Source organism: Roseateles sp. AC306 (assembly GCF_979253795.1).
On record NZ_CEEDEB010000001.1, the window covers coordinates 224,430 to 238,109 of the forward strand.

The window sequence follows — 13,680 nt, forward strand, 5'->3', positions numbered from 1 at the left end:
CCGATGCATGACGAGCGCCCCGACCCCGACGCGCTGCTCGCCAGGGTCCAGCGCGACGAGGCCGCCGCAGGGCGCGGGCGGCTGAAGATCTTCTTCGGCGCCAACGCCGGCGTGGGCAAGACGTTTTCGATGCTTGCCGCGGCCCATGACGCGCAGAAGCAGGGCCGGGCGGTGCGCATCGGCGTCGTCGAGACGCATGGCCGCGTGGACACCGACGCAATCGCCCGCGACATGCCCCGCATGGCGCTGCGCGAGATCGCGCACAAGGGGCAGACGCTGCGCGAGTTCGACCTTGATGCCGCGCTGAGCTGGGGCGCGGCCGAGCCTGGTGGCGTGCTGTTGCTGGATGAGCTGGCCCACAGCAACGCCCCTGGCTCCCGACATTCAAAGCGCTGGCAGGATGCCCAGGAGCTGTGCGAGGCCGGCGTGGAGGTCTGGACGACGCTCAACGTGCAGCATCTTGAGAGCCTGAACGACGTCGTCGGCGGCATCACCGGCATCCGCGTCTGGGAGACGCTGCCCGACAAGGTCTTCGACGCGGCCGACGAGGTCGTCGTGGTGGACCTGCCGCCCGACGAACTGCTGCAGCGGCTGAAGGAGGGCAAGGTCTATCTGCCGGCCCAGGCCGAGCGCGCGGCGAAGAACTTCTTCCGCAAGGGCAACCTGCTGGCGCTGCGCGAGCTGGCACTGCGCCGCACCGCCGACCGCGTGGACGAGCAGATGCAGGCCTGGCGGCGCGACCACGGCGCGGGCACGGTGTGGCCCAACCGCGAGTCCCTGCTCGCCTGCGTTGGCCCCGGCGCGGCCTGCGACAAGGTCGTGCGCAGCGCCGCGCGGCTGGCGCAGCAGCTCGGGCTTGACTGGCATGCCGTGCATGTGCAGACGGCGCGGGCCTTGAGCGACGCGGCCCGCCAGCGCGTGCAGCGCACGCTGGAGCTGGCGCAGTCGCTGGGGGCGCGCACGGCCGAGCTGTCGGCGCCCGAGGTCGCGGCAGCGCTGGTGGGCTATGCGCGTGAGCACAACCTGGCCCGCCTCGTCGTCGGCCGGCGCGAGCAGGCCTGGCGCTGGCGCTGGCCCGGCCGGCCGTCGCTGGCCGAGGCGCTGAGCCGGCTGGCCGACGAGATGGATGTGTTGCAGGTGGCGCTGCCCACCGGCGCGCGCGAGCGGCCGCAGCCGGCGCCGCGCAGTGGCGTCGCATGGCGCGGCTATTTGGCCGCACTCGCCGGCATCGCGTTGACGACCGCCATCGCCCAGCTGCTGCTGGCCTTCATGGCGCCCACCAACATCGCCATGCTCTACCTGCTCAATGTCGTCGGCGTGGCGCTTCGCTTTGGCCGCGCGCCGGCCGCGGTCGCGGCGCTGCTGGGCGTGGCGGCCTTCGACTTCGCCTTCGTCGAACCGCGCTGGTCGTTCGCGGTGGGCGACGCGCAATACCTCGTCACCTTTGCCGTGCTGCTGCTGGTGGGCCTGGTCATCGGTCAGCTCGCGGCCGGCCTGCAGGCGCAGGCGAGGGCTGCGCAGGAGCGCGAGCGGCGCGTGCGCGGCCTTTACGCGATGTCTCGCGACCTCGGTGCGGCGCTGGTGCCGGAGCAGGTCGCCGAGATCGCCACGCGCTTCCTGCGCGCCGAGTTCGGCGCCGCGTCTGCCGTGCTCGCGCCGGCGCTCGGTGCCACGCCGGGCCGCGAGGTGCTGGCCGTCTTGCCCGGGGCGACCGCCCAGCCCGACCTCGGCGTCGCCCAATGGGCTTTCGACCACGGCCAGGCGGCCGGGCAGGGTACCGACACCTTGCCCGCCAGCGCCTGCCTGATGCTGCCGTTGACCGCGCCGATGCGGCTGCGTGGCGTGCTGGCCGTGCAAGGGCAGGAGCGGCGCTGGTCGCCCGAGCAGCGCGAGCTGCTGGACACCTGCGCGGCGCTGCTGGCCATCTCGCTGGAGCGCATCCACTACATCGAGGTGGCGCAGCAGAGCACGCTGCAGATCGAGAGCGAGCGCCTGCGCAACTCGCTGTTGACGGCCATCTCGCACGATCTGCGCACACCGCTGGCCGCGCTGGTAGGCCTGGCCGATGCGCTCAAGCTGACGCCGTTGAAACCCCCACAGACCGACGTGGCCGACGCGATGCGCCGTTCCGCGCTGCGCATGAGCGCGCTGGTGGGCAACCTGCTCGACATGGCGCGGCTGCAGTCCGGCACCGTGCGGTTGAACCGTCAGTGGCTGCCGCTGCAGGAAGTCGTTGGCAGCGCGCTGGCGAACCTGGACGAGGCGCTGGCCGGCCGGGACGTGGTGGTGGACCTGCCCGCCGAGTTGCCGCTGGTTCAGCTGGACGCCGTGCTCATCGAGCGCGTGCTCGTCAACCTGCTGGAGAACGCCACCAAGTATTCGGCGGGCGCCATCCGTATCGCGGCGCGCACGGCGGGGCGCCAGGTCGAGATCGATGTGAGCGACACGGGCCCCGGCTTCCCGGCCGGCCGCGAGACGCAGCTCTTCGACAAGTTCGAGCGCGGCGACCGCGAGAGCGCCACGCCCGGTGTCGGCCTGGGCCTGGCGATTGCCAAGGCCATCGTCGAGGCGCATGGCGGGCGCATCAGTGCCCACAATGGTTCGACGGGCGGCGCCTGTGTTCGAGTGGAACTCCCGCTCCGCCAGCCGCCGAAGGAGAAACCGGAGTGAGCGCCGCACGCGTGTTGATGATCGAGGACGAGCCGGAGATCCGCCGCTTCGTGCGCATGGCGCTGGAGAGCGAGGGCCTGGAGGTCTACGAGGCGGCAACGCTGGAGCGCGGCCTCATCGACGCCGCCACGCGCCGGCCCGAACTGGTGGTGCTGGACCTGGGCCTGCCGGACGGCGACGGGCTGGACTTCATCCGCGAGTTCCGCGGCTGGTCGCAGGCGCCCGTCCTCGTGCTGTCGGCCCGCGAGGGTGAGGCCCGCAAGGTGCAGGCCCTGGACGCCGGCGCCGACGACTACCTCGTCAAGCCCTTCGGCGTCGCCGAACTGCTGGCCCGCGTGCGCGTGCAGCTGCGCAGGCACGGTGCCGGCCAGGATGCCGACCCCGTGCTGCGCTTCGGGCCCATCGCCGTGGACCGCGCGCTGCGCATCGTCACGAGAGGCGGTGAGGAACTGCACCTCACCCCCATCGAATACCGCTTGCTGCAGGAACTGGCCACCCAGCCCGGCCGCGTGCTGACCCACCAGCACCTGCTCAAGGCCGTCTGGGGCCCGGGCCATGCCGAGGACGTGCACTACGTGCGCGTACACATGGCCAATCTGCGCAAGAAGATCGAGGCCGACCCGAACCGGCCACAGTGGCTGGTGACGGAGGCGGGTGTCGGGTATCGGTTGAGGGTTTGAAGGGGCTGGATTCGTCCCGTTCAACCGAGCGCGCGTCGAAGGCGCTAGCTGGCACACTGGCGTGATGAACCCGGAAGACCTGCTCAAACTGGTCACCACCGAGATGCCCTTCGGCAAGCATCAGGGCACGCTCATCGCCGACCTGCCGGGCAACTACCTGGGTTGGTTCGCCCGCGAGGGCTTCCCCAAGGGCGAGATCGGGCGGCTGCTGGCGCTGATGTACGAGATGGATCACAACGATCTTCGCGGGCTGCTCCAGCCGCTGCGGGGTCAGCGGCGATGAAGCGCCTGCTGGGTGTGCTGGCGCTGATGTTCGCCAGCTTCGCCGCGCAGGCCGAGGGCAACGATCTCTTCACCGTCGTGCGCGTGGACGCCGACAAGCTGCGCCTCTTCTGGAAAGACGACAAGGGCCAGCCGCTGCGCCGCCTGGACCGGCTTGCGGGCTGGCTGAAGACCCAGCGCAAGACGCTCACCTTCGGCATGAACGCCGGCATGTACCACGCGGATGGCGGGCCGGTCGGCCTGCTCGTCATCGACGGGCGCGAGGTGGCGCCGCTGAACCTGGACGACGGCAAGGGCAACTTCTTTCTCAAGCCCAATGGCGTGTTTCTTATCGATGCGTCAGGCCCGCGCGTCGTCGATGCGGTGGACTACGCGGCCTCGCACGACGGCGTGCGCTACGCCACGCAGTCCGGACCGCTGCTGCTGAAGAACGGCCAGATCCACCCGGCATTCCGTGCGTCGTCGGCATCGCGCTACATCCGCAACGGCGTCTGCGCTGTGGGCGGGCAGGCGGTCTTTGTCATCAGCGAGCGGCCTGTCAGCTTCCACGAGTTCGCCAGCTTCTTCCGCGATGAGCTGCATTGCCAGGATGCGCTCTATCTTGACGGCGCCGTGTCCAGCCTCTACTCGCCAACGCTGGGCCGCAACGACCGCTGGCATGAGCTGGGCCCACTGTTCGGCGTGACGGAGTAAGCCGCGCTTTCAACCGCCCAGGCCTCGCCCACGACGGCCTGTCGGAAGCGCGTTTGCGGCGCTGCAACGCCTGTCTAACCTGCGTGCATTCGCATACAGGAGGCGGCCATGCTGCAGATGGACAACGTCGTCAAGACCTTCGGAAAACTCACCGCCGTGGACGGCGTTTCGCTCGACCTCAAGCCCGGTGTCGTGGGCCTCATCGGCCACAACGGCGCCGGCAAGAGCACGCTGATGCAGGTGCTCGCGACGCTCACCAAGCCCAGCAGCGGCCGCATCCTGCTGGACGGCAAGGACATCGTCGCGAGACCTGAGCTGATGCGCCAGCGCCTGGGCTATCTGCCACAGGACTTTGGCGTCTACCCGCATCTCACTGCGCTGGAGTTCCTTCAATACTTTGCCGCGTTGAAGGGCGTGCGCGACCCAAAACGCCTGCAGCACCTGCTGGAGCTGGTGAATTTGCACGAGCAGGCCCACCGGCCGGCCGCCGGCTTCTCGGGCGGCATGCGCCAGCGCCTGGGCATTGCGCAGGCGCTGCTGAACGACCCCGACGTGCTCATCGTCGACGAACCCACCGCCGGCCTGGACCCGGAGGAGCGCCTGCGCTTTCGCCACCTGCTGGGCGACCTGGGGCGCCAGCGCCTGGTGATCGTGTCAACGCACATCGTCTCGGACGTGGAGAACATGGCCGGCCACCTGGCCATCCTGCGCCAGGGCCGGCTGGTGGCCTTCGAGACGCCCGACGCGGTGCTGGCGCGTGCGGCGGGCAAGGTCTGGACGGCCTTGCTGGCGCCCGCCGCCTACGAGGCACTGCGCGACCAGGTGCAGGTGCTGCAGGCCCAGCCGCAGGGCGGGCGCGTGCAGGTGCGCATGGCCCATGCGTCGCGGCCTTGCGCGGGGGCTGAGCTGGTGAATGCCAGCCTGGAAGAAGCCTTGATGGCGCAGCGCTATGCCGATGCGCGGGTGGCCGCATGAACGCCGCGTTATGCAAGGCCCTGGTGGTCAACGAATGGCGGCTGCGCAGCCGCCGTGTCAGCACGCTGGTCATCCTGCTGGTCGTGGTGGCCGTGAGCTGGTTGATGGTGCTGGACCCGAAGACCGGCGCGGCCATGATGGTCACGCACAAGCAGCGCTTTGCCTACGAGAGCCAGGCGCTGGCCTTCGCCACCACGCTGATCGCCTCGCTGCTGTTCGGCCTGGCAGGCTTCTACCTGGCGCGCGGTCGCAGCCAGGAGGACCTGCGCTGCGGCACCGCGCAAGTGCTGGCCGCCACGCCGGTGACCAACGCGCAATTGATGGGCGTGCGCTGGCTGGGCGCGTTCGGCTTTCTGTTCTCGCTGGGCACGGTGGTGATGCTGACGGTCTGGGTGCTGCAGCTGGTGCGCGGCGAGGGGCCGCTGCGGCCGCTGCCCTACTTGCAGATGCTGGTCCTCGGCCTGGCGCCGGGGCTGATGCTGTGTGCCAGCCTCGCCGTGCTGGCCGACGCCTGGGCGCCGTTGATGGGCAAGCGCGGCGATGCGCTGTACTGGGTCTTGTGGATGGTGCAGTTCGCCTTCATCCCGGCCTCGCTGGGCAACGGCGCCATCCAGCTGAGCGGCTGGCAGGTGTTCGACATCAACGGCGTGTCGCCGCTGCTGGTGAGCCTGAGCCGACTGCTCGACGTGACCAGCGTGCAGGTCGGCGGCGGGCCGTTCGACGCGACGCTGCCCGTGCTGCACATGCCCGAGGGCCTGTGGAGCCGCGAGCTGGTGGCGCTGCGCCTGGGCTCCATGATGCTGGCGCTGCTGCCACTGGTGCCGGCGGTGTTGGCCTTCCACCGCTATGCGCCCGACCGTGTGAAGGCGCGCAACCCGTCCGGCCGCTGGCAACTGGTGGGGGCGCTGCTGTGGCTGTTGCAGCCGGTGATGCGCCCCTTCAGCCGCATGCTGGGGCTGCTGATGCGCGTTGCGGCGCGCCTGCCCGGCATGCCGGGCCGCTGGCTGGCCGACGTGAGCCTGGTGCTGCTCAGCCAGCCGCTGCTGGCGCTGGTGATGCTGGGCTGCGCGGTGGCGTCCGCCTTCGTGCCCGCGCCTGCGCTGATGCCGCTGCTGGCCGTGACCCTCGCCGCGTGGGGCATGGCGGTGGCCGACGTGAGTTCGCGCGACCTGCAAAGCGGCACGTTGGCGCTGGCCAGCGCCGTGCCCGGCGGCGCGCAGGAGCGCGGCTGGCGCCAGCTGCTGGCAGCGCTGGGCCTGGGGCTGGCGTTGAGCGCACCGGCGCTGTTGCGCTGGGCTGGCAACGCGCCGTTGCGTGCGGCGGCCTGCGTCGCCGGCCTGCTGTGCCTGGGCGCGGCGGCAGCGCTGCTGGGCCGGCTGACCCACGGCTCGCGCACCTTCCTGGCCTTGTTCCTGTTCGGGCTCTATCTGAACCTGCAGGACACCGGCGTCGCGGCGCTGGACATGCTGGGCCTCAGCGGCGCCGCACAGCCCGGTAGCGTGGCCGGGTTTGCGGCGGCAGGAATCGTCGGCTGGGTGACGCTGGTGAGGCTGTCGCGTCGGACGTGAGGGCAGGGTCTTCGCCTACAGCTGCTGTCGGTTGCATGGCGCAAGCTTTGTTCATCATGAATGCGCCATTTGCCATCATCCTGATTGCTGCGCTGCTCGGCGGCGTGGCCCAGGCCGACGAGTTGCCGAAGTCGCCGGCCTGCAACACGGCGCTGAAGGCACTGGAAGATGCAGAGGACGCCCTCGCGGCGGCCAGGGCGACCGAGTCGCCCATCTCCCAGCCGGACGTGCAGCGCAGGGACGCCGTGGCTGCTCGCCTGCAGCCGCTGCGCAAGCGCGTGGCCGACGCCTGCCTGGGTGGTCTCACCACGTCGCCGCCGCCGTCGCAGCGCACCTGGGCTGCGCCGTCGCTCCCCCGTCAGGCGCCGGTCGTACCCCAGGTTCGCGCGCCCGCCAAGCCGCTGGGTTCGGAACCGCTGTTGCGCTGGGAGGCGCCCGCGACCGTGACGCACTGCAATGGCGCCACCTGCACGGCCAGCGACGGCTCGACGCTGACCCGCGTCGGCCCCAACCTCGTCGGGCCGCGTGGCGCGTGCCGGGTCGAAGGCGCCTTCCTGCGCTGTCCCTGACGCGGCTGCGGCCTCAGCCTTGCCGCCACGCTGGTGGCGTCTCGTTGGTGATGTCCACGGCCTTCGCACGCTCGGGCTCGAGCGGACGCAGCTCCAGCATCAGGCCAAAGGCCAGGCAGGGGTTCTGCAAGGCCAGTTCGGCGGCTTCGTCCAGGCTGGCCGCGACGATGAACCAATACCCGCCCACCAGCTCCTTGGTTTCGGCGTAGGGGCCGTCGGTCACCACGCCGTGGGTGATGAGCTTGCCCTCTGGCGTCAAGCGGCTGCCGGGCTTCATGCGCCCGCTGGCGAGGTGGCTTTCGTACCAGACATAGAACTGGTCGATGGCACGCTGGACGTCGTCGAGGCTGGCCCGCTCGTCCCACTGGCCGCGCGAAATGACGAGGTAGTCGTGCTTGGGCTTGTCCATAGCCGGATGCTAGCCGTGTCACAAACGCGGCGGCTGTTTCGTCCAATGGAGACGAGACTCATCACACAGCCATGACCGACTCCCCCACCGCCCGCGCGTTGCGCTACGACCGCGACCACGCTCGCCGCCTGCGTGCGCTGGCCTACCGCATGCTCGGCTCGCGTGCCGAGGCCGAGGACATCGTGCAGGAGGCCTGGCTGCGCTGGGCCGAGGTGGATGAAGCGACCATCGTCCACGCTGGCGCCTTCCTGTCGCGACTGGTGACCAACCTCTGCCTGGACAAGCTGCGCTCCGCCGCCCGTCAGCGCGAGCAGTACGTGGGCGTGTGGCTGCCCGAGCCCATGCTGGAGGACGAAGCCCTTTTCGGCTGGGCGCCCGCCCCGGAGAAGCAGGCCGAGTTCGCGCAGGACGTGTCCATCGCCTTCATGCTGGCGCTGGAGCGCCTGTCGCCGCTGGAGCGCGCCGCCTTCCTGCTGCATGACGTGTTCGACCTCGACTACGACGAGATCGCCAGCCACCTGGACCGCAGCGAGGCCGCCTGCCGCCAGCTCGTCAGCCGTGCGCGCAAGAACGTCAAGGCCGACTACGCGCGGCGTGAGGTCGCCAGGGAAGAGGGCGAGCGCCTGGTGGCCGCCTTCATGAAGGCCGTGCGCAGCCAGGACGTGTCGGCGCTGGCACAGCTGCTCGCCGAGGACGCCGTGATGATGGCCGACGGCGGTGGCAAGGTGGCCGCCGTGCCGCGCCCGCTGCACGGTGGCGCCGAGATCGCGCGCATCTTCATCGGCTTTGCGCAGATGCCCAGCAGCCGCGCCTGGCACATGGTGCCGGCGCTGGTCAACGGCCTGCCGGGGCTGCTCGTCATCGACACCGCCGCTGGCGGCCGCCTGGTGCAGACCATTGCGCTGGCACCGGCCCAGGCGGACGGTCAGGTCGGCGCGGTTTACATCCAGCGCAATCCCGAGAAGCTGGCCGCCATCGCAGCGCGTGTCACAAGCATCCCGGCTGATCCGTCTTTCTCCTGAGGCTAGCGAATCCGCCGGCCCGACACCTCAAGGACGCCATCATGAGCACGCATCAACCCCGCCTCGACTACTTCCGCCAGTCCGCCGACTTGTCCAAGAAGTACATGGACTTCGGCATGGCCTTCCGCATGGACAAGGGCCTGGCCCTGCTGGTGGACATCCGCGCCTCGCAGCTCAACGGCTGCGCCTTCTGCCTGGACATGCACATCAAGCAGGCCAAGCTCCACGGCGAACGCGAACTGCGCCTGCACCATGTGGCCATCTGGCGCGAGTCGCCACTGTTCACGCCCAAGGAACGCGCCGCGCTGGCCTGGACGGAACTGCTGACGCGCATCCCGCCCGAAGGCGTTTCCGACGCCGCCTATGCCGAGGTTCGCGAGCATTTCCCCGACGAGGAGCTGTCCGAGCTGACCTGGCGCGTCGCCGCCATCAACGGCTGGAACCGCATGAACGTGGCCTTCCGCAATGTGCCGGGCTCACTGGACAAGATGTTCGGGCTTGAGAAGGCCGGTTTGGCCTGAGGAATGGAGCGAGCGCCGACATGGCCCCTCGCGCGGATGCGTGCCTTGGCGCCGCTGACGCGACTGATGGGGGCGTTCGGCGCTGTGCGACCGTTGCCGCTAGCCCGGCAAGTCCGCTTCAGGTTGGTTGGGGTCGCTCGAGGCCGCTCGAGGCCGGCCAGGCGAAGCACTCAGAGAGGTTCGCTTAGCCGCAAGGCCGGCTGCAGACTGGGGACATGCCCGCACAAGCCACCGATCCAGTTGCCGTCTTACTGTCGGCTTGCTGCCGCCGGGGTAGGCTGGACCCGTCTACAACGGCAAGAGCCGCATCGGATAGCCGCTCCGGGCGGCACGGAAGCCACTGAAATGACTTGCCTTTTGTTCTTCGGTCGGGGCAGCTCAGCCCCACACGCTGCGTTTCTCGAAGCGCTGCTAACCGCCGCTGATGTGCGGATCAAAGGATGTTGACGTGAGCAACGCACTCTGGTTCCTCTTGGTCGGCGCATTGATGTTGACTCGGGGTATCACGAGTACCGTCCTGAAACGCTTGCCTGTGACGCCAGCGATTCTCTACCTGTGTGTTGGGCTGGTCATCGGCCCGAGCGTGCTTGGGTGGTTCAGGTTCGACCCCATCGCGGAGGCACCCTTGCTGGAGGTGCTGACCGAAATCGCGGTTCTTGTGTCCCTATTCTCTGCAGGGGTCAAGATGCCGGTGCCAGTGACGTGGGAGCGTTGGCAACCACCCGTGCGTTTGGCGTGGGTTTCAATGGCGATCACCGTTGGCCTCGTCGCTGCCTTTGCGCATCTGGTACTTGGGATGGCACTGGGCGCTGCGATCCTGATCGGCGCCATCCTGGCGCCTACTGACCCGGTGCTTGCGACCGATGTGCAGTCGCGGCACGCCGGTGACAACGATGCCCTTCGGTTCACGTTGACCTGCGAAGCTGGCCTCAACGATGGAGCCGCCTTCCCCTTTGTGCTGCTCGGCTTGGGCCTGCTAGGCGTCGACGCCTTTGAAAGTTCGCTTTGGCAGTGGGCGATGGTCGACGTCGTGTGGGCTACCAGCGGTGCAATCGCCATTGGTGTGACCCTGGGGTGGATCACTGCCCGGCAGGTCTGGCGCTTCCGCAAGGCAGGCAGGGGGCATGAAGTGCTTGACGACCTTGTCGGCCTCGGCCTGATCGCGGTGGTCTACGGCACCAGCCTGCTGGCGCACACGTGGGGTTTCCTTGCCGTGTTTGCGGCGGCGGTGGCGCTGCGACAGCAGGAGCTCAGGCTAGCCCGATCGGCCGGCGTGCCAGCCGAGCAGCTCAACGCCGACGTGGAAAAGCCCGTTGAGCCGCCGCCGGACGCACCGCCGCCTGCGACCGTGAGCGCAGAAGCCTTGATCTTCAAAGAGCACCTAGAGCGGCTTTCCGAACTTTTGTTGGTGCTTTTGCTCGGAAGCATGCTGACCGTCTCGGCTTTGAACTGGCGCACCATCGGCCTCGCGCTGTTCCTTTTCGTTGTCGCCCGGCCGCTTGGCACGATGATCGGACTGGCCGGGTCATCTACTCCAATGCGTATCCGCGGTATTGCCAGTTGGTTCGGTGTGCGGGGAATCGGATCGCTCTACTACCTTGTCTTCGCGATCCAGCATGGCTTGCCCGCGTCTCAAGCGCGCGACATCGTCCAGCTCACGTTGGTCGCTGTCGCCTTGTCAATCCTCTTGCACGGCACCAGCGTCAAGCCGCTGATGGAACGGCTATGGCTTCGAAGAAGGAAGCCTTAGCTGGCGCAGATCACAGGACAAAGACGTGAGTAGCACGATGAGGTAGGACTCCCGCTGTCGCGCGGATCGGTCGGGCTGGACTGCTTCATGCCAACTGGGTGAACTCGGCGGCTGATGGCCGATGACGGCAACCGCTGCCTTGCAGTCTTTGCAAATGCCCTGGCGTCCCCGCGTCAGCGCGGCGCCCCGCACAGCTAGCATCGCTCGCGCGTTTGCCAGGAGCTTTGCCATGCTGGAAGTCCAAGTCGTCCGAACCCTCTCCGTCGAGGCAGACGAATCCGCTCTGAGCCACCTCAGCGCCGCCAGCGGCTTGGTTCAGGTCGGGCAGCGGCTGTTTGTCGTTGCCGATGACGAGCACACGCTGGCCGTGATTGACTTGTCGGGTGACCGGCCTAGCCGGCTGCATCGCCTCTTCCACGGCGAACTGCCCGACAAGCCGAAGGCCCGCAAGGCCGCCAAGCCTGACTTGGAGGCGCTGGCCCACCTGCCGCCCTGGCCGGGCTGCCCGCAAGGTGCGCTGCTGGCCTTGGGTTCGGGGTCGCGGCCGCAGCGCCAGCGCGCGGCGCTGCTGGCTTTCAACAAGGCAGGTGAGATCGAGGGTGTGCGCGAGGTTGACCTTTCGCCCTTGTACGCGCCGCTGCATGCCCGGCACGAGCAGCTGAACATCGAGGGTGCCTTCGTCGCTGCCGGCCGCTTCTGCATGCTGCAGAGGGGCAACCAGGCCAGCCCGGTCAACGCGCTGATCAGCTACGACTGGCTGGCGATCCAGACCTGGCTGGATGGCGCGGCGCAGGCGCCCGAGCCGCTGTCAGGCAACCAGTACGAACTGGGCAACATCGACGGCGTGCCGCTTTGCTTCACCGATGGCGCGGCGCTGCCCGATGGTGGCTGGGTGTTCTGCGCGGCGGCTGAGGCGACCGATGACAACTACCTGGACGGCCCATGCCGTGGGTCGGCCGTCGGCGTCGTGGCCGCAGACGGGCGCTTGCTTGACGTGTGGCCACTGTCCTTGCGCTGCAAGGCCGAGGGCGTCGCGGTGACCGTGGAGAACGGCGGACTGCAACTGCTGCTGGTGACCGACCCGGATGACCGCGACGAGCCGGCTCTGCTGCTGTCGGCGACGCTCTCAGATCCACGCCGTTGACTAGGATGCATGGCACCCGACTTCAAGCATCCCACCATGGCTTCCAAGAACGCTTTCGTCGCCGCCGCACTGGCTGCCGCCAGCCTGACCGCCTTTGCCCAGCTGGCACCCGTCGATGCGGCCGACCCTGTCGCCCCGCTCGTCAACCAGCTTGAGCTGAACAAGTACAAGGCCACCATCAAGGGCCTGACCCAGTTCGGCGACCGCCGGCAGGGCACGGCGCGCAACCGGGCGGCGCTGGACTGGATCGAGGCGCAGCTGAAGAGCTATGGCTGCACGAACACCGAGCGGCTGCGCTATGACTTCACCGAGCCGGTCAAGCGCGGGCCGGTGCAGTTGCAACCGGTGCGGGCCGGCGGACCTGCTGCTCAAGGCGGCGGCACGCTTTTCGGCAAGCGCGCGGCCACCGGCGTGAACACCGACCCCATGGCCCAGCCCGACGAGAAGCTGCGCGCGCTGAACACCGAGCCGACGCCGCTGGGCACGTCGCCGCGCGAAAGCGTCTATTGCACGAAGGTGGGCACGAGCAAGCCCGACGAGATGTACATCGTCTCCGCCCACATGGACGGCATCGGCTTTGGCGAAGCGGCCAACGACGACGGCTCGGGCACGGCGCTGGTGATGGAGCTGGCGCGCGTGTTCAACGCACCGGGCGTGACGACGGAGCGGTCCATCCGCTTCATCCTCTGGAACAACGAGGAGACCGGCCTGAACGGCGCCTATGCCTATGTGGCCCAGCGCAAGGACTTGCAGGGCGTCGAGTCGCCCAAGGGGTCGGGGCTTTACCCCGAGCCCAAGTGGCTGGGCATGATCCAGCACGACATGATGCTGTTCGACCACGGCATGCCGATCCCGAAGCTGGACGCCGCCGGCAAGCCGGTGCTCGACTCGCGCGGCCAGCCGGTCTACATGGCACCCAAGGAGCAGCGCGCCGAGGCCGACGTGAACATCGAGTTCCAGGTCAACGCCAGGCAGGCCGAGGGCGCCGCCAAGCTGGCCTGGGCCCTGCGCGCCGCCAACGAGAAGTACGCGACGGACTACCCGGCCGCTGTGGGCAACCGCATGACCAACACCGACTCCACGCCCTTCATGGACCTGGTGCCGGCCGTCTCGCTGCGCGAGAACGAGCGCGGCATGCAGATCGGCGCCGGCTGGAACCCGCATTGGCACCAGCCCACCGACCTGTACTCGACCTACTCGGACAAGGACTTCCTGCTCGGCCTCAACGCCGCGCAGACGACGCTGGCGGCGGTGGCGCAGCTCACAGGCGCGCGCGGCAAGCCCTGACCCCCGCGACCTGCGCAGTAGTTCACGAACTGTCCAAAGCTGCCTCTCGTTTTCCCGCATTCGCGGGGATGTGGGTAAGTTTCACCTCGATACAGTTGCGTTCACTGCGC

Annotated in this window: 13 protein-coding genes; 12 read left to right on the forward strand and 1 reads right to left on the reverse strand. The window is 68.8% G+C overall.

Annotation, left to right across the window (positions count from 1 at the left end; all coding sequences use genetic code 11):
* Nucleotides 1-3 precede the first annotated feature (3 nt).
* The 7 genes from AC0IZJ_RS00960 to AC0IZJ_RS00990 all read left to right on the forward strand — a co-directional run bounded on the left by AC0IZJ_RS00960 (nt 4) and on the right by AC0IZJ_RS00990 (nt 7,437).
* Nucleotides 4-2,670 carry a DUF4118 domain-containing protein gene (locus AC0IZJ_RS00960; protein WP_471845715.1) on the forward strand — a complete coding sequence of 889 codons (2,667 nt, stop codon included), beginning with the start codon at nt 4-6 and terminating at the stop codon, nt 2,668-2,670.
* A gap of 17 nt (nt 2,671-2,687) precedes the next feature.
* A complete protein-coding gene (locus AC0IZJ_RS00965; protein ID WP_471847121.1) occupies nt 2,688-3,350 on the forward strand; it encodes a response regulator in 663 nt (220 codons plus the stop codon).
* A 64-nt stretch (nt 3,351-3,414) separates the two neighbouring features.
* A complete protein-coding gene (locus AC0IZJ_RS00970) occupies nt 3,415-3,633 on the forward strand; it encodes a DUF3820 family protein (RefSeq protein ID WP_471845717.1) in 219 nt (72 codons plus the stop codon).
* On the forward strand, nt 3,630-4,325 hold the full coding sequence (locus AC0IZJ_RS00975) for a phosphodiester glycosidase family protein (protein WP_471845719.1): 696 nt from the start codon (nt 3,630-3,632) through the stop codon (nt 4,323-4,325). Before AC0IZJ_RS00970 ends, AC0IZJ_RS00975 begins: the two co-directional genes overlap by 4 nt.
* A 108-nt stretch (nt 4,326-4,433) precedes the next feature.
* Nucleotides 4,434-5,300: an ABC transporter ATP-binding protein gene (locus AC0IZJ_RS00980; RefSeq protein ID WP_471845721.1), complete on the forward strand. Its 867-nt coding sequence runs from the start codon at nt 4,434-4,436 to the stop codon at nt 5,298-5,300.
* Complete coding sequence (locus tag AC0IZJ_RS00985; protein WP_471845723.1) at nt 5,297-6,868, forward strand: hypothetical protein; 1,572 nt, start codon at nt 5,297-5,299, stop codon at nt 6,866-6,868. The genes AC0IZJ_RS00980 and AC0IZJ_RS00985 overlap by 4 nt, the downstream gene beginning before the upstream one ends.
* A 56-nt stretch (nt 6,869-6,924) precedes the next feature.
* Nucleotides 6,925-7,437, forward strand: coding sequence for a hypothetical protein (locus tag AC0IZJ_RS00990; protein WP_471845725.1), 513 nt, complete (start codon nt 6,925-6,927; stop codon nt 7,435-7,437).
* Between the two features lie 13 nt (nt 7,438-7,450).
* On the opposite strand, the gene AC0IZJ_RS00995 is transcribed toward AC0IZJ_RS00990, so the two are convergent.
* Entirely contained in the window at nt 7,451-7,846 is a 396-nt protein-coding gene (locus AC0IZJ_RS00995; protein ID WP_471845727.1) for a YciI family protein, read from the reverse strand.
* A 71-nt stretch (nt 7,847-7,917) separates the two neighbouring features.
* On the opposite strand from AC0IZJ_RS00995, the gene sigJ reads away from it, so the two are divergent.
* The 5 genes from sigJ to AC0IZJ_RS01020 all read left to right on the forward strand — a co-directional run bounded on the left by sigJ (nt 7,918) and on the right by AC0IZJ_RS01020 (nt 13,570).
* The gene (gene sigJ, locus AC0IZJ_RS01000) at nt 7,918-8,868 is read left to right on the forward strand and encodes an RNA polymerase sigma factor SigJ (RefSeq protein ID WP_471845729.1); all 951 of its coding nucleotides are present in this window, start codon (nt 7,918-7,920) and stop codon (nt 8,866-8,868) included.
* Between the two features lie 41 nt (nt 8,869-8,909).
* Nucleotides 8,910-9,389: a carboxymuconolactone decarboxylase family protein gene (locus AC0IZJ_RS01005; protein WP_471845731.1), complete on the forward strand. Its 480-nt coding sequence runs from the start codon at nt 8,910-8,912 to the stop codon at nt 9,387-9,389.
* 448 nt (nt 9,390-9,837) lie between these two features.
* Nucleotides 9,838-11,139 carry a cation:proton antiporter gene (locus tag AC0IZJ_RS01010; protein WP_471845733.1) on the forward strand — a complete coding sequence of 434 codons (1,302 nt, stop codon included), beginning with the start codon at nt 9,838-9,840 and terminating at the stop codon, nt 11,137-11,139.
* Between the two features lie 229 nt (nt 11,140-11,368).
* Nucleotides 11,369-12,283, forward strand: coding sequence for a DUF6929 family protein (locus AC0IZJ_RS01015; RefSeq protein WP_471845735.1), 915 nt, complete (start codon nt 11,369-11,371; stop codon nt 12,281-12,283).
* A gap of 36 nt (nt 12,284-12,319) precedes the next feature.
* Nucleotides 12,320-13,570 carry a M28 family peptidase gene (locus tag AC0IZJ_RS01020; RefSeq protein ID WP_471845737.1) on the forward strand — a complete coding sequence of 417 codons (1,251 nt, stop codon included), beginning with the start codon at nt 12,320-12,322 and terminating at the stop codon, nt 13,568-13,570.
* The last annotated feature ends 110 nt before the right edge of the window (nt 13,571-13,680 follow it).

Coding starts and splice junctions, on each gene's coding strand:
- AC0IZJ_RS00965 (WP_471847121.1), top strand. CDS start 2,688: ATGATCGAGGACGAGCCGGAGATCCGCCGCTTCGTGCGCATGGCGCTG.
- AC0IZJ_RS00980 (WP_471845721.1), top strand. CDS start 4,434: ATGCTGCAGATGGACAACGTCGTCAAGACCTTCGGAAAACTCACCGCC.
- AC0IZJ_RS01020 (WP_471845737.1), top strand. CDS start 12,320: ATGGCTTCCAAGAACGCTTTCGTCGCCGCCGCACTGGCTGCCGCCAGC.
- AC0IZJ_RS00975 (WP_471845719.1), top strand. CDS start 3,630: ATGAAGCGCCTGCTGGGTGTGCTGGCGCTGATGTTCGCCAGCTTCGCC.
- sigJ (WP_471845729.1), top strand. CDS start 7,918: ATGACCGACTCCCCCACCGCCCGCGCGTTGCGCTACGACCGCGACCAC.
- AC0IZJ_RS00985 (WP_471845723.1), top strand. CDS start 5,297: ATGAACGCCGCGTTATGCAAGGCCCTGGTGGTCAACGAATGGCGGCTG.
- AC0IZJ_RS00970 (WP_471845717.1), top strand. CDS start 3,415: ATGAACCCGGAAGACCTGCTCAAACTGGTCACCACCGAGATGCCCTTC.
- AC0IZJ_RS00960 (WP_471845715.1), top strand. CDS start 4: ATGCATGACGAGCGCCCCGACCCCGACGCGCTGCTCGCCAGGGTCCAG.
- AC0IZJ_RS00990 (WP_471845725.1), top strand. CDS start 6,925: ATGAATGCGCCATTTGCCATCATCCTGATTGCTGCGCTGCTCGGCGGC.
- AC0IZJ_RS00995 (WP_471845727.1), bottom strand. CDS start 7,846: ATGGACAAGCCCAAGCACGACTACCTCGTCATTTCGCGCGGCCAGTGG.
- AC0IZJ_RS01005 (WP_471845731.1), top strand. CDS start 8,910: ATGAGCACGCATCAACCCCGCCTCGACTACTTCCGCCAGTCCGCCGAC.
- AC0IZJ_RS01015 (WP_471845735.1), top strand. CDS start 11,369: ATGCTGGAAGTCCAAGTCGTCCGAACCCTCTCCGTCGAGGCAGACGAA.